Source organism: Shewanella maritima (genome assembly GCF_004295345.1).
Lineage (GTDB): Bacteria > Pseudomonadota > Gammaproteobacteria > Enterobacterales > Shewanellaceae > Shewanella > Shewanella maritima.
Genome location: NZ_CP036200.1, coordinates 3982776 through 4008554 on the forward strand (window position 1 = coordinate 3982776; position 25779 = coordinate 4008554).

Genomic DNA, 25779 nt, shown 5'->3' on the forward strand with positions numbered 1-25779 from the left:
CAACTTCGGTAGGTGGTTACCATCGAATAGGCTTTGCCTGTAATTTCTAATGTTCATCAGATCAGGTAACTTTCTTAAATTTGCTCACGTTGCATTGAAATTTAAAGCACGTCGTGAACACTTCCTTGTGGACTCGATGAAAACATCCATGTTTTGAACGGCTTTAAATGTCATTGCAACTACATGCTTTAACTTTGGCTGTTTAGGCTAGGCTTCCTTCTAGGGAGTTAACACAAAGCCTAGTTGGCTAATACTTTATTCTGTTCAAACAAAATGCATAAAAAAGCCTACAACTAGGTAGGCTTCATCATTCTGGAATACGAGTCGCTAGACGCTTAGTCGTGGTATTCTTCAGCTGCGTACAGCGTATTCTCTAATAAGCTTGCGATTGTCATAGGACCAACGCCGCCGGGTACAGGTGTAATATGGGCTGCACGCTCAGCTGCTGCTTGATATTCGACATCACCAACTAGGCTGCCATCTTCTAGGCGGTTGATCCCCACGTCAATGACGATAGCACCTGGTTTTATCCACTCTCCTGGAATAAACCCTGGTTTACCTACTGCAACTACGACCAAGTCAGCTTGACGAACTTTAGACTCTAAGTCTTTGGTGAAGCGGTGACAGGTGGTAGTTGTGCAGCCAGCCAGTAGTAGCTCAAGCGTCATTGGGCGACCAACAATGTTTGATGCGCCAACAATAGTTGCATCTAGACCGTAGGTATCGATACCGGTAGAGCGAATAAGTGTCATGATACCTTTTGGCGTGCATGAGCGTAGCACAGGAATACGCTGGGCAAGGCGGCCAACATTGTATGGGTGGAAGCCGTCTACATCTTTATCTGGGCGAATACGTTCAATAACTTTTGAATCTTCAATATGCTCAGGCAGTGGCAGTTGCACTAAAATACCGTCGATACTAGGGTCATCGTTGCACTGGTCAATCAGAGCTAACAGCTCTTCTTCTGTGGTAGTGGTTTCAAGGTCGAACGACTTTGATTCAAAACCAACTTCTTCACATGCGCGGCGCTTGCTACCTACGTACACTTGAGATGCAGGGTCGCTTCCCACTAAGATTACCGCTAAGCCTGGTACACGTTGACCATTTTGTTTGCGCTCGGCGACTTGTTGTTTAAGATTGCTGCGAATTGATTGGGCGATTGCCTTGCCATCAATAATTTGAGCTGTCATAACAGTAGGAGTTCCTTTACATGCGAGCCTAGAAGAAGGTTTAGGCCGTGAGTGATTTTTTCGGGCGCTATTCTAACAGGCAAGGCGATTAGTGTCATTGCTCAAGCTTAACGCTATATAGAAATATTCTATTCATAAATGGGGGATAATCTGACAGAACCGCTGTTAAAATCGTCATATAACTAATATCATCAAAAAAACCGTTGACGAGGACAAAGTGACTCGCTAATATGCGCCCCGTTCTCAAGCAACACGGTTAATTTAGAATTATTGTTTGAAACACTCTCGGTGATTAGCGCAGCCCAACAGCGCATCACGGCTCTTAGTGAAGAGCGGAGCAGAGGGGAACCCTCGTTATGAGACTCAAAATGTTAGGCAAACTCTCGGTGATTAGCGCAGCCCGGTAGCGCATCTGCTTTGGGAGCAGAGGGTCAGAGGTTCGAATCCTCTATCACCGACCAAATTTAAATTATTGGCTATCATAAGATAGCGAGTAGTAGTGAGCAGGTAAGCTCACATAGCCAGACAGGAACAGCATTGACGCTGTGCCATGCGCCCGTAGCTCAGTTGGATAGAGCATCCGCCTTCTAAGCGGATGGTCGCAGGTTCGAATCCTGCCGGGCGTACCATTTTTGTGGTGACTGTAGCTCAGTTGGTAGAGTCCCGGATTGTGATTCCGGTTGTCGCGGGTTCAATCCCCGTCAGTCACCCCACTCATTCCCCTCAAGATTTTGAGGAAGTTGATTGCGAAAAAATCGCCAATCAATAGAAAAGCGACCTTAGGTCGCTTTTTTTATGCCTGAAATCCCACTATTGATGCTCGACTCTATTAAAAACGGTGGCTATAATGTCGCGTCTTGATAAATAACCATTAGAGTTGCTAGTTCCATTAAGCGTCTTTATTCTTTCTCGCTATGTTGGACACCCTAGTCAAAATCAATGATCAAGAAACGAATAATTAAATAGTTGAACCAATCGACTATTAGAAAGGACGTTAGACATATTTCGAGGTAAAACAATGCAAGTTTCTGTTGAAACAACTCAAGGCCTAGAGCGTCGCCTTACTATTTCTGTTCCTGCGGAACAAATTGAGAAATTAGTAAAAGACAGTTTATCACGTGAAGCTAAGCGTGCTCGTCTTCCGGGTTTCCGTCCTGGTAAAGTACCTGTATCTGTAATCAACAAGCGTTACGGTGCTGCTATCCGTCAAGATGTGACTGGTGAAGTAATGCAACGCAACTTTGTTGAAGCAATCATGGCTGAGAAATTAAACCCAGCAGGTGCGCCAACTTTTGCTCCAGGTAAAGTAGAAGGTGAAAACTTTGAGTTTGTCGCTACTTTCGAAATCTACCCAGAAGTAGAACTAACTGGTCTAGACGCAATTGAAGTTGAGCAACCTCAAGCTGAAGTAAACGATGCTGACGTTGACAACATGATCGAAACGCTACGTAAGCAACACGCGACTTATGAAGTTGCTGAGCGCGAAGCTGCTGAAGGTGACAAAGTTAAAGTTAACTTCGTAGGTAGCGTAGACGGTGAAGAGTTTGAAGGCGGCAAAGCTGAAGACTTCGAACTACAACTAGGTAGCAACCGTATGATCCCTGGTTTCGAAACTGGTATCCAAGGTCACAAAGCTGGTGAAGAGTTCGAAATCGAAGTTAACTTCCCAGAAGACTACCACGCTGAAAACCTAAAAGGTAAAGCTGCTAAGTTCGTTATCACATTAAACGAAGTTCAAGCTGCTAACCTACCAGAAGTTAACGATGAGTTTGCTTCACTATTTGGTATCGCTGAAGGCGGTTTAGACGCGCTTAAAGCTGAAATCCGTAAGAACATGACTCGTGAACTTGAACAAGCGTTAAAAGCTAACGTAAAAGAGCAAGTTATCACAGGTCTTTTAGCTGCTAACGAAATCGAAATCCCTAAAGCACTAATTGACGGTGAAGTGAACGTACTTCGTCAACAAGCAATGCAGCGTTTCGGTGGCCAAACTGAAAACATGCCTGAGTTACCAGCTGACTTATTCACTGAGCAAGCAGAGCGTCGCGTTAAAGTAGGCTTGCTACTTGGCGAAGTTATCAAAGCTAACAAGCTAGAAGCTGAAGATGAGCGTGTACAAACACTAATCACTTCTATGGCTTCAGCTTACGAAGATCCAAGTGAAGTTGTTGAGTACTACAACGGCAATAAAGAACTAATGCAAAACATGCGTAATGTTGCATTAGAAGAGCAAGCTGTTGAAGAGCTACTAAAATCTGCAAAAGTTACAACTAAAGACGTTGAATTTGAAGATTTTATGAACAAGGCGCAAGCTCAGCAGTAAGCATAGCTTGACTTAAATGGCACTTAGCCATTTATAATGGCTCGTATGAGGCTCCTCATGCGGGCCATTTTTATTTTAGGGAATTGAATAATGCATAAAGCGCCAGAATCAGTTTTAAATGCTCTTGTACCTATGGTGGTTGAACAAACAGCTAAAGGTGAGCGTTCTTACGATATCTATTCTCGCCTGTTAAAAGAACGTGTCATTTTCTTAGTTGGTCAAGTGGAAGAGCACATGGCTAATTTAATCGTGGCGCAGCTATTGTTCTTAGAGTCAGAAAGCCCAGATAAAGATATTTACCTATACATCAACTCACCTGGTGGTTCAGTTACTGCTGGTATGGCAATTTATGACACTATGAAGTTCATTAAGCCAAATGTGAGCACGGTATGTATTGGTCAAGCAGCAAGTATGGGTGCATTCCTACTAGCTGGCGGTGAAAAGGGCAAGCGTCATTGTTTACCTAATTCACGAGTGATGATCCATCAGCCACTTGGTGGCTTCCAAGGTCAAGCGTCTGATATTCAAATCCACGCACAAGAAATCCTTGGTATTAAGAATAAATTGAATCAAATGTTAGCTGATCATACAGGGCAGCCGCTTGAAGTTGTTGAACGTGATACTGACCGTGACAACTTTATGAGCGCTGAACAAGCCGTTGAGTACGGTTTGGTTGACTCAGTGTTAACAACGCGTGGCTAAACATTGCTGATCTTTAGGCTACATTAGGTTATTGTGTAGCAATTCAATTTGTAGCCTATGCTTTGTAGTAAGACACAAAAGTCAAAGCATAAGATGTAGCGCAGGCTGCCAACAGAGGTAAAATAATGGGCGATAACAAAAATAACGGTGACAGCGGTAAGCTGCTGTACTGCTCTTTTTGCGGAAAAAGTCAGCACGAAGTAAGAAAACTGATTGCTGGCCCATCGGTATATGTATGTGATGAATGTGTCGAGTTATGTAACGACATTATTCGTGAAGAAATCAAAGAGATTTCTCCAAAACAAGACGACAATAAATTGCCAACGCCTCACGAGCTTCGTGAGCACCTTGATGATTATGTCATTGGTCAAGATAAAGCCAAAAAAGTGCTTTCGGTTGCGGTTTACAACCATTATAAACGGTTACGTAACGGTACCCCTAAAGACGGCATCGAATTAGGTAAGAGTAACATCTTGCTTATTGGCCCTACAGGTAGTGGTAAAACGCTACTTGCTGAGACATTAGCGCGCTCATTAAATGTGCCGTTCACCATGGCTGATGCGACTACGCTAACTGAAGCCGGTTACGTTGGTGAAGACGTTGAGAACATCATCCAAAAACTACTGCAGAAGTGTGATTACGACGTAGAGAAAGCAGAGCGCGGTATCGTTTACATTGATGAAATCGATAAAATTAGCCGTAAGTCTGACAACCCATCGATTACTCGTGATGTTTCAGGTGAGGGCGTGCAGCAAGCTCTACTTAAATTAATTGAGGGCACTGTAGCATCTGTGCCGCCTCAAGGTGGTCGTAAGCATCCTCAGCAAGAGTTCTTGCAAGTCGATACTTCGAAAATCCTATTCATCTGTGGTGGTGCATTTGCTGGCCTAGAGAAGGTGATTGAGCAGCGTGCTCATGTAGGCACTGGTATCGGTTTTGGCGCTGAAGTCAAAGGTGAAGATGACAAAGAAACGATTTCACAAACGCTAGGTAAAGTTGAACCAGGTGATTTAGTTAAGTTTGGTCTTATTCCTGAATTTATCGGCCGCCTACCTGTAGTTGCTACACTTACTGAGTTAGATGAAGCTGCACTGGTGCAAATTCTGTCTCAGCCTAAAAACGCACTAACTAAGCAGTATGCTGCTTTGTTTGAGATGGAAGAGGTTGAGTTAGAGTTCCGCGAAGATGCGCTTAAAGCGATTGCTAATAAGGCGATGGTACGTAAAACAGGTGCCCGTGGTTTGCGCTCAATTGTAGAGAGCATTTTGCTTGATACCATGTACGACCTACCGTCAGTTGAAGGTGTTGTTAAAGCGGTTGTTGATGAGTCAGTTGTTAAAGGTGAGTCAGATCCAATCTTGATTTACGAAAACAACGAGCAACAAGCGGCGTCAGGCGATTAATTAATCATCTGTTAGCACCGCAAAAATTAAATAAGGAGTCCAATGGGCTCCTTTTTTCGTATTGACCATTGAAACTTTCAACACTGCCCCAATATACTCAGGTATAAGCTTTTTTATATGCCTTTTCATCTTCATCAAACGGAATCGAGCCATGACACAAGAGCGTGAAGCGCAGATCGAACTCCCCGTATTACCACTGAGAGACGTAGTGGTCTATCCCCATATGGTAATTCCACTTTTCGTCGGAAGGGAAAAATCAATCCGTTGTTTAGAATCAGCAATGGAGCAAGACAAACAAATTCTTCTCGTCGCCCAGCGCGATGCAGATCTTGACGAGCCGACTAAAGACGACATTTTCGAAATCGGCACCGTTGCCTCAATCTTACAATTGCTCAAACTGCCTGACGGCACTGTAAAGGTGTTAGTCGAAGGTGGTCAGCGCGCTAAGATCGGCCAGTATACCCAAGATGAAGACTTCTTCGTCGCTAAGGCCGAATACTTAACTTCAACGCCACTTACTGACAAGGAAGAAGAAGTCCTTGTTCGCAGCGCAATTGGGCAGTTTGAAGGTTACATTAAGCTAAACAAGAAGATCCCACCTGAAGTGCTAACTTCGCTAACGGGTATCGAAGAAGCTGCGCGCCTAGCCGACACTATGGCCGCGCACATGCCGCTAAAGCTTGAAGACAAACAGTCTGTGCTTGAGATGGTCAACGTTGGCGAGCGCCTTGAGTATTTGATGGCGATGATGGAAGCGGAAATCGACTTACTGCAAGTTGAAAAACGCATTCGTAGCCGCGTTAAAAAGCAAATGGAAAAGAGCCAGCGCGAGTACTATTTGAATGAGCAAATGAAGGCTATTCAAAAAGAGCTTGGCGACATTGACGAAAGCCATGATGAATTTGAAGTACTGGCCAAAAAGATTGAAGACGCAGGCATGCCGGCAGATGCCAAAGAAAAAGCCAGTGCTGAACTAAATAAACTAAAAATGATGTCACCGATGTCGGCAGAAGCTACCGTTGTGCGTAGTTATGTAGACTGGATGACGTCAGTACCTTGGAAGCAGCGCTCTAAAATCAAGCGTGATTTATCGAAAGCGCAAGATGTGCTTGATACTGATCACCATGGGTTAGAGAAAGTTAAAGAGCGCATTCTTGAATACCTAGCGGTACAAAGCCGAGTTAAGCAGCTCAAAGGGCCAATTCTTTGTTTAGTGGGACCACCAGGTGTGGGTAAAACCTCGCTGGGTCAGTCTATTGCAAAAGCAACTGGCCGTAAGTATGTGCGCGTAGCTTTAGGTGGTGTGCGTGATGAAGCGGAAATCCGCGGTCATCGCCGTACTTATATTGGCTCTATGCCAGGCAAGGTTATCCAAAAAATGTCGAAAGTGGGCGTTAAAAACCCATTATTCCTATTGGATGAAATCGACAAAATGAGCTCAGATATGCGCGGCGACCCATCGTCGGCATTACTTGAAGTACTAGATCCTGAGCAAAATGCAGCGTTTAACGATCATTATCTGGAAGTTGATTATGACTTGTCAGATGTGATGTTCGTCGCTACGTCTAACTCAATGGATATTCCAGGGCCACTGCTAGACCGTATGGAGGTCATTCGTCTATCGGGTTATACCGAAGATGAGAAACTTAATATTGCGAAGCAACACTTATTGCCTAAGCAGGTTGAGCGCAATGGTCTAAAAGCCAAAGAAATTAGTGTGGATGACGGTGCTATCTTAGGCATTATCCGCTACTACACTCGCGAAGCGGGCGTACGTTCATTAGAGCGTGAGTTGTCTAAGATTTGCCGTAAAGTGGTTAAACAGATTCTGCTTGATAAATCGGTTAAGTCTGTTGAAGTCAACGCCGACAACCTTAAGTCATTCCTTGGCGTGCAGCGCCATGATTTTGGTAAAGCAGACTCAAATAACCAGATTGGTCAGGTTACTGGCCTTGCCTGGACACAAGTCGGTGGCGACTTACTAACGATTGAAGCTACATCAGTTGCCGGTAAAGGCAAGCTTGCTTATACAGGTTCGCTTGGTGATGTTATGCAAGAGTCGATTCAAGCTGCGATGACAGTGGTTCGCGCCCGTGCAGATCAACTTGGTATTAACAGCGACTTCTATGAAAAGCGTGATATTCACGTGCATGTTCCAGAAGGTGCGACTCCAAAAGATGGTCCATCAGCAGGCGCAGCTATGTGCACTGCATTAGTGTCTAGCTTAACGGGTAATCCAGTGCGTAGTGACGTTGCCATGACAGGTGAAATCACTTTGCGCGGTGAAGTACTACCAATTGGCGGCTTAAAAGAGAAACTGTTAGCAGCGCATCGCGGCGGCATTAAACATGTGCTTATTCCTAAAGAGAACGAGCGAGACCTGGAAGAAATTCCAGCAAATGTGATTGCCGACTTGCAAATCCATGCGGTACGCTGGGTTGATGAAGTGCTCAAATTAGCCTTAGAAAGACCTGTAGAAGGTTTTGAAGTGGTTAAAAAGTAGCTAAATAGTGAAAAAAAGTGCTCTATATCCGAAAAAAACTGCAAAAAAGGGCTTAACAAACCGCAATCCTGTGGTAGCCTAGGTTTTGTGGAGAGTCAGTCACACCAAGCCCTTTGGCGTGATTGACTTCGAGCTGTATCCAATTTTATTTGGTTTCATATTTGGCTAGGACAGATACCTAGCTTTTTTAAAAAGCCTCCGCCGACCGCTCTAAACACGGAAATGGTTACGGCGCTACAATAACATTCAAGGGGAAGACATGAACAAATCTGAACTAATCGAGAAAATCGCTACTGGTGCTGACATTTCTAAAGCTGCAGCTGGCCGTGCATTAGATTCTTTTATCGCTGCTGTGACTGAAGGTCTTAAAGAAGGCGAAAAAATTTCTCTAGTTGGTTTCGGTACTTTTGAAGTTCGTCAACGTGCAGAGCGCACTGGACGTAACCCACAAACTGGTAAAGAAATTAAGATTGCTGCTGCGAACATTCCTGCGTTCAAAGCTGGTAAAGCGCTTAAAGACGCTGTTAACTAAGAATTAGTTAGCGTTGCCTTTGTAAGGCACTCGTAAGATAAGCACTGCAATAGCAGTGCTTTTTACGACAAGCAATACCATTTGAGGTATTGGGAGTGACAGTAAAGCCAAAGCTTTTTGAAACTCTAAAGTAATTACAAAAAAAGGCGCATCCAAACTGTGATGCGTCTTTTTATTTTTATCCATCGCAACTAGCGAGAATTCTGATGTTAGAAAAAATTCGTGAAGGCTCACAAGGTATTATCGCTAAGTCGATCTTAGTCCTTGTTATCCTTTCATTTGCATTTGCTGGTGTGAGTAGCTATCTAGGCTCAAACACGGGTACTCCAGCGGCTATCGTCAATGGTGACGAAATTACCAATGAACAATTAGAGCAATCTCTGCAAAATGAAGTAGGTCGCTTACAACAACAATTTGGTGAAATGTTTGATGCCCTAAGTGCTGATGAAAGCTACATGGCCGGGATCAGAAAAGACGTTCTAGAACGTTTAGTTGCCGAGAAATTAGTTGACCAAGCCGCTGCCGAGCTTGGTTTACGCGTATCTGATGAACAGATTAAACAAGCGATTGTTAACGAGCCTGCATTCCACACCGATGGTCAGTTCGATAACGAGCGCTATTTAGCAGTACTGCGTCAACTTGGTTACCAAACTGCTGCATTTAGAAACATGATGCGCGTTGACATGACACGTCGTCAGCTAGTGATGGCATTATTGGGTAGTGAGTTTGTTCTACCGGGTGAAGCTAACGAGCTTGCTGAGCTTCAAGGTCAAACTCGTGATATTCGCTACCTAACGGTCGATGCTACGCCGTTTGTTGCTGAGGCGAATGTATCTGATGAAGAAGCCAATGAATACTATGAAGCAAACCTAGTTCGCTTTAGCAGCCCAGAAATGGTGAGCCTTGAGTACGTTGAGTTAAACGCTGCAGATATGGCTAACACTGAAGCGGTTAGCGATGAAGAAGCACGTACTTTCTATGATGAGAACCAGCAGCAATATCGCACTGCTGAGAAGCGTCTAGCTGCGCATATTCTTATCAACGACTCTGGTGATGAAGATGCAGATAGAGCACGCGGTGAAGCTGCATTAGCTAAACTTGCTGCTGGCGAGAGCTTTGAAGCTGTAGCTAAGTCAGACTCTGATGATCAGTTCAGCGCTGAGCAAGGTGGCGAGCTAGATTGGTTCGAGCCTGGTGTAATGGAAGGTGAGTTCGATACTGCACTGTTTGCCCTTGAAAAAGGCGCGACTTCAGATCTTGTTAAAACCAGCTTTGGTTACCACATCGTTAAGTTTGTTGATGTACAAGAAGGCGGTGTACAAAGCTTTGAAGATGCGAAAGCTGAGATTTTAGCTGAGCTGCAAGAAAAGAAAGCACTAGATGTGTTCTTTGGTCTGCAGTCACAACTTGCTGACACTAGCTATGAAATTCCTGATACGTTAGCTGAAACGTCAGAAGCGGTGAATGTACCTGTTAAGACTACCGAGCTATTTAGCCGTAACAACGTACCTGCACCGTTTAACACTGCAGATTTCATCCGCGCAGCGTTTTCAGAGCAAGTGATCAGTGATGGCATGAACAGTGACGTTGTTGAGCTAGGTCCAAACCATGTAGTCGTTGTACGCTTAAAAGAGCACAAAGCTGCAGGCACTATGGATTTCGCCGAAGTGAAAGATGGTATTGTTGCACGTCTTAAGCAAGACAAAGCAAACCAGGTTGCTAAAGTTAAAGCGACTGAGTTTATGGTTGCCCTTAAAGATGGTGGCAGCGTTGACGTTGAGCTTACGACAGTGACTGCATTGCCTCGTTTCACTCAAGAAACAGACCCAGCGATTGTAGATAAAGCATTTAAGATGCCTAAACCTGCTGAAGGCGGCGTATCGATTGATACTGCAGAGCTTGCACAAGGTTATGCTGTTGTGTTGGTTGATGCTGTTAATGCAGCTACTGGCATTACTGACGAGCTTGTAGCAGGCCTTAAGCAACGTTTAGAGTCACAGTTTAGCCAAGCCGATTACTTATCTGTGATTGGTGCTCTGAAAGCTAAGGCGACAGTCGAATACCCAGTTGCCGAGTAGTTGCTAAAGTAACTAAGCACTAGTTAAGAAATAGCTAAAACTGAATAGCTCAAGCCAAGGGGTTGTTTAAGCCCTTAGAACAAAGAGATTCAGTTAAAAATAAACCCTCATTGCTCCTTATAGTTGAGCATTGAGGGTTTTTTATTGGAGTCAATTTGTTATTTGACTGAAGCAAAACGTTAACTAGAGCTTTTTATTTACCAAAGACTTTAGTTACCAAACAACTGAGTTAAGTAAAACTCTGGGTTGCCTCAATGAGCTGTGAACGCAGCCATTTTTGCGCGGGATCATGATGATGCTTTTTAAGCCAGATCAAATAGTTGGTGATGGGCTTGCACGGAAACGGCGGCGGTAAAAGTTGCAAGTTTAGTTGTGACTGAAACTGCCTTGCTAAAAACTCAGGTATTGCGGTGATTAACTCAGTTTGGCTGCACAGTAACATATTACTGAATAGCGAGCGTCCATGATAAGCCACTTTACGTTGGCTCAAGTCGATATTGGTAAAGTGGTGTAGGCTACGTAAATGCTGACGGGTGCGCTCGAGTACTGCGTGAGACTCACTATTAAATTGCTTTTGACTAATGCTCTGTTGTACACGTGGGTGGTCTTGGCTACAAACAATCACAAAATCACTATCAAATAACTGACAGCTTTCTACTGCAGAGCTATTGGGTGGCATGATATCAATCATGGCATCAAAACGTTGCGAGTTCAGGCCATCTAATAGTGCTTCATCTGTATCTGGCTGGTCAAAAATCTCAATGTTGTGGGGTTTTAGCTCACTAAATTTATTGAGTAGCAACCAGTGCATATGCTCTGGCGCGGTAATGACAAACTTATGCTGCCCCTGGTCTGGGTCAAACTCACTCATGTTATGCAGAGTATCGTCTAATTGTGCCAGTGGCAGTTTAATTTGCTCATAAAGGCTTTGGGCAAATCGCGTTGGTGCAATGCCGCGACCTTGACGGATGAACAACTCTTGTCCAAGGTCCTGTTTAAGTTTTGCAATACTTGTACTGATTGTTGATTGATTAGTGTTGAGCTGCTCTGCAGCGCGGCTGAAGCTGCCACTAGACATCACCGCGCTAAATACGCCAAGTTGGTTGAGTGTCGGTTTTTGTGTCATCTCTTGTCCCACCTTTCATCTACGCTGGCTTTGCCTTCCGTGCACCACATAATTCGCAAGGGCTAGTCACTACAAGCCAAGCGACTAAGTCATTCTGCGCTGCAAAGTGTTATCGTAAATTCGATACTTAATTATCGTAAAGCCTAGTTTTTTACGATGTTAATGGCGATTAATCTATTAATCAACAAATGATGTCACCCGTTGGGAGCAAATTATGATTAGTCAATTTAAACCATTAAGCCTAGGTCTTGCGGTATCAGTAGCCTTATTTACTTCAGGTTATGCACTTGCAACACCTACTACTCAGGCGCAATCTACTCTTGGGCAAGAGCTGCAAACCAGCGCGGCGGCTCAGTATCAAAATATTCAGCTAGAGCAACGTTACACGTCTTCAACCTTGTTTGAGCATGAATCAAACCTATTTTGGGGTGAAGGTAAGCGTATTAAGGTTTTATCAACGACTGGTGAAACCTTAGCTTACACCCAGGAATCAGACCATGTGCATCCGGCTTTGACTAAACACGGTCGCAAGATGGCGCAAGCCATCATCAAAGTTGACCATAATGTTTACCTTGGCTACGGCTTTGGTCTAGATACGCCTGTAATGATTGAAGGCGATGATGGCATCATCATCGTTGATCCGGGTGAGTCTGTACAAATGGCTGAAGTGGTTAAGCAGCAATTCAGACAGATCACCAACAAACCAGTAAAAGCGATTATTTATTCGCACAACCATATCGACCATATTTCTGGTGTTCGTGCTTGGGCGACAGATGAGCAAGTCGCATCAGGTGAAATCAAAATCATTGCACAAGAAGGCTTAACAGCGGCAGTGGCTAACTGGTCATCAAACCTTGGTACTTTGTTTGGTCATCGCACGTCTTACACTGGTGCTAAGCATGTGGAAGAGGGGGAACACGGCACGGTCAATGACGGCTTAGGTCCGCGCTTTATGCAAGGCGATATCTCGTTCATTGAGCCAAACGTGACTCTGAAAGACCGTCTCGACATTACGATTGCCGGTGTGCCAATGCAGATTGTTAACGTACCGTCTGAAACTAAAGATGAAGTCGTCGTTTATCTGCCAGAGCAAAAAATTCTTCATGCAGCAGAAGTATTGCAAGGTGAGAATTTCCCTAACTTGCACACCATTCGAGGCACCAAATTCCGCGACCCATCGATGTGGTTTAAAGGTATTGATGTAATGCGTCAGTTCGACACTGAAGTGATGATTAACTCTCATGGTCGTCCGGTTGAAGGTAAAGCGGCAGTAGATAATGTACTCACGGCATACCGTGATGCGATTCAATTTACTCATGACCAAACAATCCGCTACATGAATAAAGGGATGACACCTGATGAGTTAGTTGAAGTAGTGAAATTGCCTAAGCATCTAGCAAGTCACCCTTGGTTAGGTGAGCACTATGGCACAGTCGCACACGCTGTTAGACAGATCTATGTAGGTTACAACGGATTCTTCGAAGGCGACCCTTGGCAACTAGAGCCGATGGCATATGAGCAGCGAGCAAAAGCTTTTGTTGAAATCATGGGCGGTCGTGACAACATTCTTAAAACCGCAAAAGCTGCAATTGAAGCTGATAACTTCACTTTTGCTGCAGAAATCTTGTCTTACCCAATTACGGTCAACAAACAAGACATGCAAGCTCGCGAGTTAAAAGCTGACGCATATAAAGCTTGGGCTGCTGCGCAGGTGAATATTAACTGGCGTAACTGGGCGCTTAATGCTGCAGCTGAGCTAGAAGGTACACGTGATTTCTCTAACATGATTAGCTTTGCATCAGTCGATGTATTAACTGCGCTGCCTAGCAAGCAGATTTTCGACATGATGACATCAACGTTAGTGGCAGAGAAAACCCTTGATGTAAATATGGCGATGAGCTATCAGTTTATCGACACCAAAGAGGCGTTTACGCTGGAAATTCGTAACGGCATTGTGCAGTTACACGAGCAGGCGTTAGACAGCGCTGACGTTAAGATTGAAACAAGTCGAGCTGTACTTAATCAAATCTTGATGGCTGGACCAAATGCGCAGAAGGTGATTGCTGAGAAAATGGTTGCTGACGAGTTTGGCTTTGCTCAAGGTGAAATGAAAGACTTCGGTCGATTCATGAGCTACTTTGACACGCCAATGACGCCAGAGCAATTAATGCTAATCGTCCGCTAATACAGGTCGATGAGTAATACTTCAAAGGGGCATTTTGCCCCTTTGATAGTTTCTCTAAATTAATGAATTGCTGTTTTTGAAGAGGTCAGATTTATGAGCAAATATCTTAAAACAATAGCCACTTCAGCATTGAGCGCAGGCATCATGCTAATTGCGTCAGCTAGTGTGAGTTCAAGTGCTATTGCTTGCGGCGTGCACCAGCAAACTGGTTTTTCATTAAGTAGTGAACCAGGCTCGCTTACTGTGCTTGCTAATATCGTTAAAGCTCGAAAAAATGGAACGCTAGTTGAAACAGGAATGCCTGCCGAAACAGGAACGCGAGTCGAAGCCGAGATGCTTAACAAAGGTAAGCTTGATGCCAATGCATTAAATCTTGCTGATAGTGGCATAAGCGTGCGCTTATTTGAGCCAATTCAAGGCCGTTATCTAGATGTTAGTATCCGCAGTGGTGAGCTTACTTATCGCTTGAGTCAGCACCAGCATCAGTTAAACAGTGACGATGCTGCGGCAAAGGCAAGTCAATTGTCATCACGTTGGTCGAGTCGCGCTCAGTTGCAGTCACAGGCTAAAGTCACTGTGATCACTGAGTTAAGCGTATTGCAAGCAATTGCTTCGCGTCAGCTTAGTTGGCAGCAAGTTGATGAGCTAGGTTTGATGACCATCAATGGTGAGCAAGATGCTCAGGAGAAGTATCAGGCTTTATTGGCAAAATCATCGATTTAACCATTAGGGTGGTTCACATTCCTCATTTGCTATTGGCACTTTGACAATAATACTCCGTCACCAGCACTTTGTTATTCACTGTCTACTGCTTGCTTTGCGCCACTCCTGTTCGAACGATAACTACGCATCTAACAGTGCCAATTACACTAAGTTTAATGTTAGATTAGCTGCATGAAATCAGTTTCAAGGATATGCAGTGGCCTCACTCGAAACCCAATTTGAACCCGCTTTAGCCTATATTGACGATAACCTAGATAAGCCAGTTGATATTAGGTTACTCTCGCGCCTAGCTAACATTCCTAAGTGCCATTTTAATATCTTGTTTTACGCTTTATTTCACACCCAGGTTGAAGATTATATTGCGCTGTTAAGGCTATTGGATGTAGCGCAGAAACTTGCTTTCGAGCCAAGTCTAACCAATGCTCAAATTGCTAGTGAGGCAGGTTATCAAGATGAAAAGTGTTTTGAACAAGCCTTTGTTAAAGCGATAAGTCAAAGCGTTAGCGATTTTCGAGCAAAGCCTGATTGGGCAAGTTTTTTTGCGCGTCAGCAACCCTTAGAAACGCTTAAAAATGGTCATCAAGCATATGACTACAGTGCTGAGATAAATGTGGTTGAATTAGAACAACTCTCATTGGTTGCTATTCGCCATCAAGGCCCGTCAGAGTTTGTTGCTCAAACCGTTAATGCCATGGTTGCCTGGCGTAAACAACATCAGGTTTTGCCGCCACTGAGTCGTACATTTAATTTTTGCTATCAAATGCCGTTAGTTCATAGCGACGCTTATCAGGTGGATATCGCCGCGAGTATCACTGCCGAGCAAAGTGAACGTTTGCAGCGCGAACCGCAGTTTTCATCAATGGCAGATTATGAGTTAGCCTCGCTAGTTGAGCGCAATATTGATATCACCGCGCCGTTTTTCAAAAGCAGTATTCCAGTAACAAGAGCTGTAGCAATTGATCATGTTTGGGATGACTCTCTGCCGCAATTGTTGCACGGCAAGATTGCTTGTTTGTATAAAGAGGCAACTAAGTACAGCCAATTGGCAAACTTGCCTTTACTGATTGAGAAGCAGCTAATTGAGAGGCAGCTAATTGAGCGGCAGCTTGCTCCGGTTGAGCCGAGTCAGTCTGTTGCTCAGCAGCTAGTTCGCATTATGCTACCAATTCTCTAGGGGGGCTTTTTCCCAAAGTGTTTTTGTCTTAGGCAGTTTTGCCTAGGGGACTTTAGTCTTAGACACTTTAATCTAGGGAGAGATAGGGCGCATCATCTCGGCACATAACCATGCCATATAGGTTGCCCAGGCGTAGCCGAATACCGAAAACAAAATAGCCACTGGTGCCAACGAGCGGTGAAATGCAAGTGCAACCACAGGCGATGAAGCTGCGCCGCCAATACAACATTGACTGCTAAGCGCCATGTAGGCGATCGGTGCGCGCATTATTAGCCCTGCAATGACCACAAATGCGATATGAATACTTAGCCAGATGAATCCCAGTAAAAAGTAGATAGGGAAGTCATCTATCATGGCGAGATCCATCTGCAATCCCATATTGGCAATGAGAAAGTACAGCATAATACTGGCAACTTTAGATGCGCCAGCGTGTTCCAGGTTACGTAGCCTAGTTGTCGATAGCAGCAGCGATAGGGTAGTTACACTAATTACCACCCAGAAAAACTCAGAGGTCAAACTGAATTTACTCAAGTGTGGGTAATGGTTGGCAATAAACGGCGCTAGTTTATCTGCGCAGTAATGACTTATACCAGTCATCCCAAAAGCTACTGCGAAGATATAGATGTAGTGATTAAGCTCAGGAATCACACTGGCTTTAGGCGCTTGCAGTTCAGTTTTATTGATCAGTCGTTGTAGGCTTTGAGTGTCTAGTTTGAGCTGATGGTCAAGGCGATTACTGTGCTTTGACAAGGTAAGTAGGATTGACATCCAAATAGCTGAGAACAACACATTCACCGAAATCATAATAGCAAAAATGCCGTCATCAACTTGATAAACCTGCTTCATTGCCAGTTGGTTTGCAGTGCCCCTACCCAGTTACCTGCAAGAGTTGCCATGCCTTTCCAGGCAGCGCCTGCACCTTGCCACTGCAAGTGCTCTGGCGCGATATGAGACATTATCCATAGGGTTAATGGGCCACCAATAATGACCCCAAAACTACCAATTAGAAACAAGGCAACAATCTTAGGCCCAAGCAGTAAGATAGCTTTTAAATCAACGCTAATAATTAACAAGGTCAAGCAGGCTGGCATTAAATAGTTGGATGACACTTGATTGAGTGAGCTGTTTGAGCTGTCGACTACTTCGAAGGTATTTAGCAGTGAAGGTAGGACATAACACACCACCATCACAGGAAAGATTTTAAAGAACTTGACTAGGTATGGATGAGTGGACTTACTGGCGTAAAAAACTGCGCCAATTAAGGCTGCGAGTAAGCCAACAATAATAGGGTCTTGTGTAATCACGATATATCGTTTGTTTCGTTAATGGCTTCTTGCTGGCAAAAGCGGATAAATTGTTCAAGCAATTCAGATTTTGCCTCGTCGTCACGAGTAATCGACCAGTATTTACGCTTAAAGTCCCAATTATTGACTTTTAGCTCAACTAACTCACCGCGTTTAATCTCTTCTTTCACTGCGATGTAAGGTAGCACGCTGACGCCAATACCTGTGCCGATAGCACGTTTTATCGCGCCCATGGTGTTCATTGACAGCTCTTGGTTAATGGTAATTTTTGCGCTGCGAAGCAGTTGAATATTACGCAGTCTTGATACTGAAATCGTTTCGTCCATCACCCACAGTTCTTGCGAAAGCAGCTCTGGCGTGATGTTTTCTGACACAAGCGGACTATCGCAGCTGGTGACAATACACAGTCTATCTTCAATCCAGTGCTCATGAGCCAAGTTTTTAAGTCCAGGTTTGGCATCGACAAAGCCCAAATCAAGCTCTCTTTCGGAAACCATTTTCTCTACATCAATGCTGTGATGTATGTGTAGCTTAATATCAACCGATGGGTGACGCTTTTTGAACTGAGGGATCTTGCGCGATAGCACATAGTTGCCTGCGGTTTTACTACACCCCACTTTTATGCTGCCACTGATGGTTTGCCCCTTGGCAAACATTTGCTCAATTTGCGAGCCTTTGGATAACATCTCATTGGCGTAGGGCAGCATAACTGCACCATTGTCATTTATCGTTAGGCCATTACTGTTACGCTCAAACAACCGACAGCCAAGAAACCCTTCAAGCTCTTTTAATGCCATGCTTACCGCAGGTACCGAAAGGTGCAAGCTTTTGGCTGCTTTTGATATTTGGCCGTGTTGGTGAATAGCTTTAAATATTGAAAGTTGTTTCAGTGTCAGTTTCATGGGCTGTATGGCTAACTTTATGAGTTGTTAATATTTTAGCGCTAAGGTGCAGTCAAACTGTAATTGGATGTGGATTTTTGTAATCCAGGTCATTAAACGTAAATAAACTAAGGCTTTGGTACTATTCGTGACAGAAAGTAGTGACAAAAAGTAGTAACAGAAAGACTTGCCGCCAAGCAGCAAGTCTTTAAGCACTGAAATGGCTGAGGTTATAGACTTAGTTTAGAAGTCGTAACGTACGCCAACAGTGAAGATTTTGTCGTCTTTTAGCTCAATCATATTGCCTGTGTTGGTATCACGATATTCACCGTCATATTGAGCATAGTGACCAAATATCATGGTCGATTTCGCAATACGGTAGTCTGCACCAATCACCAATGAGTTAATGTCTACGTCGGTTGCATTGTTATATTGGGTACTAGTCGTTGCGGTATTGTTTTTGAAGTACTTACCAAAACCTGCTTCATCTTTACCGATTTCAGCTTTAAGGTTAACGCCATTAAGGTTGTAAACTGCGCTAAAGAAGTAAGAGTTACCTTCTTTAGTTTCAACGGTTTGACTTTTAGTATTTTGGAACAAACCACCGAGCTTTAGCTGACCAATTTTGTACTGGGCAACACCACGGTATGCGTCCACGCCGCCAATTGTGTTATAAGCTGCAGCGAAGTAGTACGGTTGCTTTTTAAGCTTTTTGTCACCGCCAACCAAGCTCACAGCATATTGCTTTTCATTTACATCAGTACGAGCGCCGTTGTCATCATATTCTGCGTAGTTATCATCCATCAAGTAGGTGGCATTAATGGTAATAAGATCAGCAATTTTTGGTGAGTAATAGGTAATGCCGTCTGCTTTGCGGTCTTGACCTGCGATCATACGGTTGTAAGCAGCGTTGGTTAAAGCAAATGCTTCAGCAGTGCCTTTTGATGTTTTCATCACAGTGTCGTTGCGACCAATTAAGACCGTACCTGCATCAGATTTTAATCCAACATAGGTGTTACGCGGTTTAAATACCTTGCTGTCACCTTCTAAGTGCGCGCTATTTACTTGAAATTCCATGCGATATAGCACTTCTAAACCATCGGAGATTTTTTCGCTGCCTTTGACACCAAGACGCGAGAAGTTGTTTTCTAATATAGTTCCCGACTTACCATTTTGTGTAGTAAAGCCATTGTCAGAATTGGTGACCGCAATTTCCATACGGCCATAGATTTGTGGTGAGTCTGCCATTGCTGCGCCTGAAAAAGCGCTTAGTGCTCCAATTACTGCAATCGCTACTCGATTAATTGACTTGTTCATACTCATCTCCACTTTGAAAAATTGGATTACCCCTTAATGAGGATCCTTTTGTTTTAAGTCTTGTGTTTTGCATCAACGGCAAGAGAAATGGTTTTCCTTAGCGCTTTTGGGCTTATCACTGATGACAGGAAGCTCGATGCGTTTGTTGGGGTAAATGTTAGAGATGTATGGAAAAAATATTTTGAACATGTGTCACACGAAAACGGATATCGTACCGTTTTAAGGATATTTTAAGACTGTTTCATAAAAGCTGAACCACAAGGCGAATGTGATTTACACCCAAGTTTTGATACTCCTTTGTGAGTAACCTTTCCGCCATCGAAGAACAATAAAACTAATTTTATTTTGATGAGCAAAGGAACACACAATATGAGAAAAGCATACTTAGTGTCAGCAATTGCCGCCGTACTGTTATCAGGTGGTGCAATGGCGAAAGACGTTAACCTAGCTAAATTCCACAGCGATATGGGCGACTGCCAATCGTGTCACGTTGAAGGCAAGCTAAAAGATATTAATAAGACAATTACTGACAGCCAAACTCACGAAAACGCGCAGTGCCGTGATTGTCATGGCGGTTATAGCGAGCTTGCGAATGACAAACTGCATTTTGACCCGCACACATCTCACCTTGGCGAAATCAACTGTACTTCTTGTCATACAGCTCACGCTAAGCCTGAGTTGACCTGTAACAACTGCCATAACTTCGAAATGGAAATGCCATTTGCTAATAGCAAAGCGAAGAAAAAGTGGGACGGTGACTGGAACCAAGAACAAATTCGTAAAGCAATTGAGCGCGGCCCTGTTGAAACCGTTGATGTGATTGTTGTTGGTGGTGGTTCAGCTGGTTTTAATGCTGCAATCAGTGCCAAAGAGGCTGGCGCCAACGTAGTGCTATTTGAAAAGGCACCTTACACAGGTGGTAACTCAATGCTAGCTGCTGGTGGTATCAACGCAGTAGGTACACCACAACAGAAGAAGAAAGGCATTGAAGATAAGGTTAAATGGTACGCTGAAGATGCAATGAAAGGTGGTCGTTACCAAAATGACCCTAAACTTGTGCAAATTCTTGCTGAAGAATCAGCTGAGGCTGTGGCTTGGTTAGAGTCTTTAGGCGCCAACATGGATGACTTGAAACGTTCAGGTGGTGCACGTGTTGAGCGTACTCACCGTCCATCTGGCGGCGCATCTGTAGGCCCACACATTATCGATACTTTGCGTAAAGCGGCAGACAAACGTGATATCCCTGTACGCGTTAACTCTCGCGTTGAGAAAATTGTGTTAAACGACGATAAGTCTATTGCGGGTGTTGTTGTTCACGGTCGCCACTCTGGCTACAACATGGTAGCTGCTGACTCTGTAGTACTTGCGACAGGCGGCTACGGTATGAATAAGCAAATGGTTGCTTACTACCGCCCAACAATGAAAGACATGACAAGTTCTAACAACGTAACTGCAACCGGTGACGGTGTGTTACTTGCCAAAGAAATTGGCGCGTCGATGACTGATATTGACTGGGTACAAGCCCACCCAACTATTGGTAAAGACAGTCGTATTCTTATCTCTGAAACCGTACGTGGTGTAGGCGCAATCATGGTGAACACTGATGGTCAGCGCTTTATCAGTGAGCTAACCACCCGTGACCGTGCATCTGACGCTATCTTGAAGCAAAAAGATCAATATGCTTGGTTAGTGTTTGATGAGCAGCTAGTTAAGAAGAAAAAGATGGTACGTGGTTATGAGCACTTAGGCATGCTAAGCAAAGCCAACACTATCGAAGAGCTAGCTAAAATCACTAACATGAAAGACTTACCGAAAACCGCTGCTGCATACAACAAGTATCAAGCTGCGGGTAAAGATGAAGCTTTTGGTCGTGAAGACATGCCGCTGAACTTAAGTAAGCCTCCGTACTACGCAGTGAAAGTGGCTCCTGGTATTCACCACACTATGGGCGGTGTCGCAGTTGATACTGACGCTAACGTATTAAACCTACAAAGCTGGAAAATGGACGGTTTATACGCTGCAGGTGAGGTAACGGGTGGTTTACACGGTTACAACCGCTTAGGTGGCAACGCCATTGCAGATACTGTGGTATTTGGCCGTAAAGCCGGTGAAAACGCCGCTAAGTTCGCACTAGAGAAGAAGTAAGCTCGGAAACGAGTGTAAAGGTTTAACGATAGGGCTGGCACTGTTTATCTATCCCTATACAAATGGTGTCAGCCAAATCGTTATACAAAATGAGTTACAGTCTCAAACTAAAACTAAAACCTACAATGGATTGTAGTGTCACATCGTTTTTAACCTGGTAATACCAATTGGGACAAATAAGTGATCAGAGATTACGCAGATAAAATTGCTTAGAACAAGGCGGAAATTGCAGCTAGCTAGTTGTTCTACCTACAAAATTTCTAACGAAGTTATAAGCGATTTTAGCCAGCAAGAATGAGCACATTCTTGTGCTAATTGGTATAACCGGTTTTGGTTAAGTTGAGTCTTCATCTACTTAGCTTAACCTGCTCCCAAAAGGGCCAGCCTCATCAGCTGGCGCTTTTTCCTCAAGAGTTTCACCCATACATATATTCCTGCAAAGCCAGAACTCATCATTCTGGCTTTTTACAGTATTGATAACTTATTAACGTTGGTAGATACTGCTAATTATTTTATATCAATAACTTATGTTTATAACTAGGGGTGTTTGATGGGCGTGGAATCAAGTGATTTATCTGCTCTTGTTGAGGCTGTAGAGAGTTTATCTAAATGGATGACATACATAACCATTTTTCTTTGTTGGACGTATTTTTCGGTTGTTTTTGCCATGCTGAAGAAATCGTTCTTTGGTAAAGACTGTGTTCCTGCGGAGCTTGAGGATGCAGATGTATTGGTTGAGCAGGCTGAATATGAAAAGCTGTTTCGAAATTGCCGTAGACTATTAAAAAAACGGCCTAATAATGCTGAGGCACATTGGTATATAGGCTTATGTTATTACCATAAATCTAGATATGAGAAAGCAAAAGAGTATTTTTTAAAGACAATAAAGCTAAATCCACATTGGCAACAAAGTGTCGATGTTTATCTAGACTATATTGAATCTGCAAAAAATGAGATGGCTGAGTCCAAAGAATCGTTAGAAAAGTTTATTATTTAGATGTGTTTTACTTAACTGAAGTCATTTAGTTGAGCCTATGCGCTTCTCTGACCAACAAGCAATAAAAAACCAAGTGCAAGCACTTGGTTTTTGTATTCATAACACTCAGCTTTACAGCGAAATTACGTCGAAATCCACTTCTGGGTTAACGTCAGCTTCGTAATCAACACCTTCTACACCAAAGCCGAATAAGCGTAGGAACTCTTCTTTGTATTCTACGTAATCGGTTAGTTCACTTAGGTTTTCAGTGTTCACTTGTGGCCATAGGTCGCGGCAATGTTGCTGAATATTATCGCGCAGCTCCCAGTCATCAAGGCGTAGGCGGTTGCTATCATCAACCTCTGCCGCTTGACCGTCACCGCGGTATAAGCGCTCATTGAACATGCGATAGATTTGCTCCATACAACCTTCGTGTAGGCCTTCTTCGCGCATCTTCTTAAATACCATCGCAATGTACAGTGGCATAACAGGAATAGCCGAGCTTGCTTGAGTGACAACACTCTTAAGAACAGCAACATTTGCACTGCCGCCAGTTTGGCTTAGTTTGTCGTTTAACGCATTTGCGGCACGGTCTAAGTCCATTTTGGCTTTGCCTAGTGCGCCGTGCCAGTAGATTGGCCAGGTAATTTCAGTGCCGATGTAGCTGTAAGCAACGGTTTTACAGTTGTCGGTTAATACGCCAGCATCGCTTAGGGCTGACATCCATAATTCCCAATCCTGGCCGCCCATTACGGTAACGGTATCGGCAATTTCTTGCTCCGTTGCAGGCTCAACAGAGGTTTCGATAATTGTATCTTTGTTGGTGTCTACCGCTGTTGCTGTGTACTTATCACCAATTGGTTTTAGTGATGAGCGGATCAATTCACCTGAGTCAGGCATTTTACGCACTGGCGATGCTAGTGAGTACACCACCATATCAACTTGACCTAGGTCTTGTTTGATTAGCTCAATAACCTTGTCTTTGGCTTCATGGCTGAATGCATCACAGTTGATGCTTTTAGAATATAGGCCGTCAGCTTTTGCAAACTTGTCGAAGTAAGCTGAGTTATACCAACCAGCTGTGCCTGGCTTTTTCTCTGTGCCAGGTTTTTCAAAGAACACACCGATAGTCGCTGCATCGCTGCCGTATGCCGCAGCAATACGAGAAGAAAGACCATAGCCACTAGATGAGCCGATAACCAGTACTTTCTTAGGGCCGTTAGCGATTTTGCCTTTCGCTTTGGTGGTTTCAATTTGTTGTTTAACGTTGGCTTCACAGCCTAATGGATGCGTTGTGGTACAAATAAAGCCACGAATGCGAGGTTTAATAATCATAGTTTTTAGTGTTCCCGTTAAAATTGGCTCTAGGTTAAGCAATTAGTGACATAAATGGCACTAATTTTTGATTTTTCAAGCCGTTTCCATCAGTGGTTGGAGCAGTTTAGCGGCTTTGTAAGCGCTGGGTTTGCTCAAAAATAAGCTTTTGGGTGTACTCGTGCTGAGGATTGGTAAAAAGCTGCTCTGTTGGCGCTTTCTCGACTAGCTCGCCATTTTTTAGCACCATCACTTTATCGCTAATATGACGAATAATGCTGAGGTTATGCGATACGAAAATGTATGACAGACCTAGGTCTTTTTGCAGCTTAAGTAGTAGATTAATAATTTGTGAGCGCACCGATAAATCCAGTGCGGTTAATGCTTCGTCGGCAATGATGATTTTAGGGTTGAGCATCAATGCTCTTGCTACCGCAACGCGCTGCTTTTGTCCTTCGGAAATCATGTGCGGGTAGAAGTCGGCATGCTCTGGTAGCAATCCTACTTTACGCAGGGTTTCGATAACCTGCTTGCGGCGCTCAGCCACATTGAGCTCAGTATTAAACCTCAGTGGCTCATCAAGTAAATCACCAATCGTGAGTTTTGGGTTGAGTGATGTATTTGGGTCTTGGAAGATCATCCGAATTAGGCGGCAGCGCTGCTTGAGATCGCGCGAGCCTAAAGATTCATCTTCAAATACAATTTCACCACTGGTGCGCTGCTCAGCGCCAACTAAAATACGCGCCAGCGTGCTTTTACCTGAGCCTACTTCCCTACGATGGCGAGCGTTTCACCGCGACCAAGCTCGAAAGAGATTGGCTCAAGTGCCTGGTAGTGCTGGCGTTTAAACCACTTAAACCCAGTGCAAAACTGTTTGCTAAGGTTAGTGACTTTAAGTAAGGGGCTGGTCATATTCATCACGCTCATTGTTTAACGGATAATGGCAGGCAAAGTAGCGATCTTTTTGATGGCTTAAGTAAGGTTGCTGCACACACTTGCGCTGGGCTTCAGGGCAGCGCGGCCCTAATCGGCATCCTGCGGGTAAATGGTGCAAAGATGCAGATGAACCTGGCAAGCTAGGAAGTAAAGCTTTATGGCGCATTTTACCTGTATGCTCTGGTAAATTCTTAAGTAGCGCATAGGTGTATGGATGGTATGGCTGGTCAACGATGGCTTGTGTTGGGCCAGACTCCATGACCTGACCACTATAAAGTACGGTTAGCTTGTCGCACCATTTAGTCAGCGTTTCCAGCTCATGGCTGATCAATAAAATTGACACATCTTGCAGTTGGTTTAGCTGTGACAGTAAGCGATAAATCTGTGCCTGCATACTGACTTCCATGGAGTTGGTAGGCTCGTCGGCAATCAGCAGTTTAGGGCGGTTAGCAACTGCCATAGCAATCATGACCTTTTGACATTCGCCGTCCGATAACTCCCAAGGGAAGCTGTTCATCAACTTCTTAGTGTGTTTAATGCCGACTTTATGTAGCCATTTTTCAGCGGTCTGCTGTACATCCTTGCTGCGTTTCCAAAAGGGCAGAGCTTTATTGGGTTTGATAGCCTCTAGTAACTGGCTGCCAACACTGCGAATGGGATCAAGGCTGGCAACTGGGTCTTGAAATATCATGGCGATTTCGCTGCCCATTAACATGCGGCGCTCTTTTGAGCTCATATCCATGAGATTGTTGCCATTCCACATCATGCGATCAGCTTTAATGCGCCAGTTAGGGCTGAGCACACCAAGGATCGCTTTAGCGAGAAGGGTGCGCCCTGAGCCAGATTCGCCCACAAGTCCATGTACCTCACCATTGTTTAAGGTTAGGCTAACTTTTTCGAGCACTTTTACCACACCTTCGTCGGTATCTAGCTCAATGGTTAAGTTGCGAATATCCAGTAGTGGCAT

The 25779-nt window shown here is 44.1% G+C and carries 17 protein-coding genes, 3 tRNA genes and 2 pseudogenes; 14 read left to right on the plus strand and 8 right to left on the minus strand.

Going from position 1 to position 25779, the window contains the following annotated elements:
- Positions 1-335: 335 nt before the first annotated feature.
- Positions 336-1190, minus strand: a complete 855-nt coding sequence (gene folD, locus EXU30_RS16880; protein ID WP_130601989.1) for a bifunctional methylenetetrahydrofolate dehydrogenase/methenyltetrahydrofolate cyclohydrolase FolD — start codon at positions 1188-1190, stop codon at positions 336-338.
- Positions 1191-1574: 384 nt separating this feature from the next.
- On the opposite strand from folD, the gene EXU30_RS16885 reads away from it, so the two are divergent.
- The 9 genes from EXU30_RS16885 to EXU30_RS16925 all read left to right on the plus strand — a co-directional run bounded on the left by EXU30_RS16885 (position 1575) and on the right by EXU30_RS16925 (position 10731).
- Positions 1575-1651: transfer RNA gene (locus tag EXU30_RS16885), tRNA-Pro, on the plus strand.
- Between the two features lie 91 nt (positions 1652-1742).
- Positions 1743-1819 (plus strand) — tRNA-Arg (locus EXU30_RS16890).
- Positions 1820-1827: 8 nt separating this feature from the next.
- Positions 1828-1903 (plus strand) — tRNA-His (locus tag EXU30_RS16895).
- 305 nt (positions 1904-2208) lie between these two features.
- On the plus strand, positions 2209-3513 hold the full coding sequence (gene tig, locus EXU30_RS16900; protein WP_130601991.1) for a trigger factor: 1305 nt from the start codon (positions 2209-2211) through the stop codon (positions 3511-3513).
- Between the two features lie 90 nt (positions 3514-3603).
- Complete coding sequence (gene clpP / locus EXU30_RS16905) at positions 3604-4215, plus strand: ATP-dependent Clp endopeptidase proteolytic subunit ClpP (protein WP_130601993.1); 612 nt, start codon at positions 3604-3606, stop codon at positions 4213-4215.
- A 125-nt stretch (positions 4216-4340) separates the two neighbouring features.
- Positions 4341-5618 carry an ATP-dependent protease ATP-binding subunit ClpX gene (gene clpX / locus EXU30_RS16910; RefSeq protein WP_130601995.1) on the plus strand — a complete coding sequence of 426 codons (1278 nt, stop codon included), beginning with the start codon at positions 4341-4343 and terminating at the stop codon, positions 5616-5618.
- Positions 5619-5769: 151 nt separating this feature from the next.
- Entirely contained in the window at positions 5770-8121 is a 2352-nt protein-coding gene (gene lon / locus EXU30_RS16915) for an endopeptidase La (protein WP_130601997.1), read from the plus strand.
- Between the two features lie 259 nt (positions 8122-8380).
- Positions 8381-8653, plus strand: a complete 273-nt coding sequence (gene hupB / locus EXU30_RS16920; RefSeq protein WP_130601999.1) for a nucleoid-associated protein HU-beta — start codon at positions 8381-8383, stop codon at positions 8651-8653.
- A 206-nt stretch (positions 8654-8859) separates the two neighbouring features.
- Entirely contained in the window at positions 8860-10731 is a 1872-nt protein-coding gene (locus EXU30_RS16925) for a SurA N-terminal domain-containing protein (protein ID WP_130602001.1), read from the plus strand.
- Positions 10732-10960: 229 nt separating this feature from the next.
- Here EXU30_RS16925 and EXU30_RS16930 read toward each other — a convergent pair whose 3' ends face one another.
- The gene (locus tag EXU30_RS16930; protein ID WP_130602003.1) at positions 10961-11857 is read right to left on the minus strand and encodes a LysR family transcriptional regulator; all 897 of its coding nucleotides are present in this window, start codon (positions 11855-11857) and stop codon (positions 10961-10963) included.
- Positions 11858-12071: 214 nt separating this feature from the next.
- On the opposite strand from EXU30_RS16930, the gene EXU30_RS16935 reads away from it, so the two are divergent.
- From EXU30_RS16935 to EXU30_RS16945, 3 genes are all read left to right on the plus strand, one after another.
- Entirely contained in the window at positions 12072-14042 is a 1971-nt protein-coding gene (locus tag EXU30_RS16935; protein WP_130602005.1) for an alkyl sulfatase dimerization domain-containing protein, read from the plus strand.
- Between the two features lie 93 nt (positions 14043-14135).
- Positions 14136-14765 (plus strand): hypothetical protein, encoded by a 630-nt coding sequence (locus EXU30_RS16940; protein WP_130602007.1) that lies wholly within the window; start codon positions 14136-14138, stop codon positions 14763-14765.
- A gap of 196 nt (positions 14766-14961) precedes the next feature.
- Positions 14962-15939 carry a helix-turn-helix domain-containing protein gene (locus tag EXU30_RS16945; RefSeq protein ID WP_130602009.1) on the plus strand — a complete coding sequence of 326 codons (978 nt, stop codon included), beginning with the start codon at positions 14962-14964 and terminating at the stop codon, positions 15937-15939.
- 72 nt (positions 15940-16011) lie between these two features.
- On the opposite strand, the pseudogene EXU30_RS20710 reads toward EXU30_RS16945, so the two are convergent.
- The 3 genes and pseudogenes from EXU30_RS20710 to EXU30_RS16965 all read right to left on the minus strand — a co-directional run bounded on the left by EXU30_RS20710 (position 16012) and on the right by EXU30_RS16965 (position 19441).
- Positions 16012-17243: pseudogene (locus tag EXU30_RS20710) on the minus strand (DUF819 family protein).
- Positions 17240-18145 (minus strand): LysR family transcriptional regulator, encoded by a 906-nt coding sequence (locus EXU30_RS16960; RefSeq protein WP_130602015.1) that lies wholly within the window; start codon positions 18143-18145, stop codon positions 17240-17242. The pseudogene EXU30_RS20710 and the gene EXU30_RS16960 overlap by 4 nt, the downstream one beginning before the upstream one ends.
- Positions 18146-18367: 222 nt before the next feature.
- Entirely contained in the window at positions 18368-19441 is a 1074-nt protein-coding gene (locus tag EXU30_RS16965) for a porin (protein WP_130602017.1), read from the minus strand.
- A gap of 369 nt (positions 19442-19810) precedes the next feature.
- Between EXU30_RS16965 and EXU30_RS16970 the strand changes: the two genes are divergently transcribed.
- Both EXU30_RS16970 and EXU30_RS16975 read left to right on the plus strand, forming a co-directional pair.
- Positions 19811-21586 (plus strand): flavocytochrome c, encoded by a 1776-nt coding sequence (locus EXU30_RS16970; protein WP_130602019.1) that lies wholly within the window; start codon positions 19811-19813, stop codon positions 21584-21586.
- A gap of 550 nt (positions 21587-22136) precedes the next feature.
- Positions 22137-22583 carry a tetratricopeptide repeat protein gene (locus EXU30_RS16975; protein ID WP_130602021.1) on the plus strand — a complete coding sequence of 149 codons (447 nt, stop codon included), beginning with the start codon at positions 22137-22139 and terminating at the stop codon, positions 22581-22583.
- Positions 22584-22694: 111 nt separating this feature from the next.
- On the opposite strand, the gene fabV is transcribed toward EXU30_RS16975, so the two are convergent.
- The 3 genes and pseudogenes from fabV to EXU30_RS16990 form a co-directional block, all read right to left on the minus strand.
- The gene (gene fabV, locus EXU30_RS16980) at positions 22695-23897 is read right to left on the minus strand and encodes an enoyl-ACP reductase FabV (RefSeq protein ID WP_130602023.1); all 1203 of its coding nucleotides are present in this window, start codon (positions 23895-23897) and stop codon (positions 22695-22697) included.
- A 106-nt stretch (positions 23898-24003) separates the two neighbouring features.
- Positions 24004-24788 (minus strand): annotated as a pseudogene (locus tag EXU30_RS16985) (peptide ABC transporter ATP-binding protein).
- On the minus strand, positions 24769-25779 hold the full coding sequence (locus EXU30_RS16990; protein WP_130602025.1) for an oligopeptide/dipeptide ABC transporter ATP-binding protein: 1011 nt from the start codon (positions 25777-25779) through the stop codon (positions 24769-24771). The pseudogene EXU30_RS16985 and the gene EXU30_RS16990 overlap by 20 nt, the downstream one beginning before the upstream one ends.

Bases quoted from the DNA above. Each gene is read 5' to 3' on its own strand.
- lon (WP_130601997.1), top strand. From the start codon at position 5,770: ATGACACAAGAGCGTGAAGCGCAGATCGAACTCCCCGTATTACCACTG.
- EXU30_RS16960 (WP_130602015.1), bottom strand. From the start codon at position 18,145: ATGAAACTGACACTGAAACAACTTTCAATATTTAAAGCTATTCACCAA.
- clpX (WP_130601995.1), top strand. From the start codon at position 4,341: ATGGGCGATAACAAAAATAACGGTGACAGCGGTAAGCTGCTGTACTGC.
- tig (WP_130601991.1), top strand. From the start codon at position 2,209: ATGCAAGTTTCTGTTGAAACAACTCAAGGCCTAGAGCGTCGCCTTACT.
- folD (WP_130601989.1), bottom strand. From the start codon at position 1,190: ATGACAGCTCAAATTATTGATGGCAAGGCAATCGCCCAATCAATTCGC.
- EXU30_RS16925 (WP_130602001.1), top strand. From the start codon at position 8,860: ATGTTAGAAAAAATTCGTGAAGGCTCACAAGGTATTATCGCTAAGTCG.
- EXU30_RS16940 (WP_130602007.1), top strand. From the start codon at position 14,136: ATGAGCAAATATCTTAAAACAATAGCCACTTCAGCATTGAGCGCAGGC.
- hupB (WP_130601999.1), top strand. From the start codon at position 8,381: ATGAACAAATCTGAACTAATCGAGAAAATCGCTACTGGTGCTGACATT.
- EXU30_RS16965 (WP_130602017.1), bottom strand. From the start codon at position 19,441: ATGAACAAGTCAATTAATCGAGTAGCGATTGCAGTAATTGGAGCACTA.
- EXU30_RS16975 (WP_130602021.1), top strand. From the start codon at position 22,137: ATGGGCGTGGAATCAAGTGATTTATCTGCTCTTGTTGAGGCTGTAGAG.
- fabV (WP_130602023.1), bottom strand. From the start codon at position 23,897: ATGATTATTAAACCTCGCATTCGTGGCTTTATTTGTACCACAACGCAT.
- EXU30_RS16930 (WP_130602003.1), bottom strand. From the start codon at position 11,857: ATGACACAAAAACCGACACTCAACCAACTTGGCGTATTTAGCGCGGTG.
- EXU30_RS16970 (WP_130602019.1), top strand. From the start codon at position 19,811: ATGAGAAAAGCATACTTAGTGTCAGCAATTGCCGCCGTACTGTTATCA.
- clpP (WP_130601993.1), top strand. From the start codon at position 3,604: ATGCATAAAGCGCCAGAATCAGTTTTAAATGCTCTTGTACCTATGGTG.
- EXU30_RS16990 (WP_130602025.1), bottom strand. From the start codon at position 25,779: ATGCCACTACTGGATATTCGCAACTTAACCATTGAGCTAGATACCGAC.
- EXU30_RS16935 (WP_130602005.1), top strand. From the start codon at position 12,072: ATGATTAGTCAATTTAAACCATTAAGCCTAGGTCTTGCGGTATCAGTA.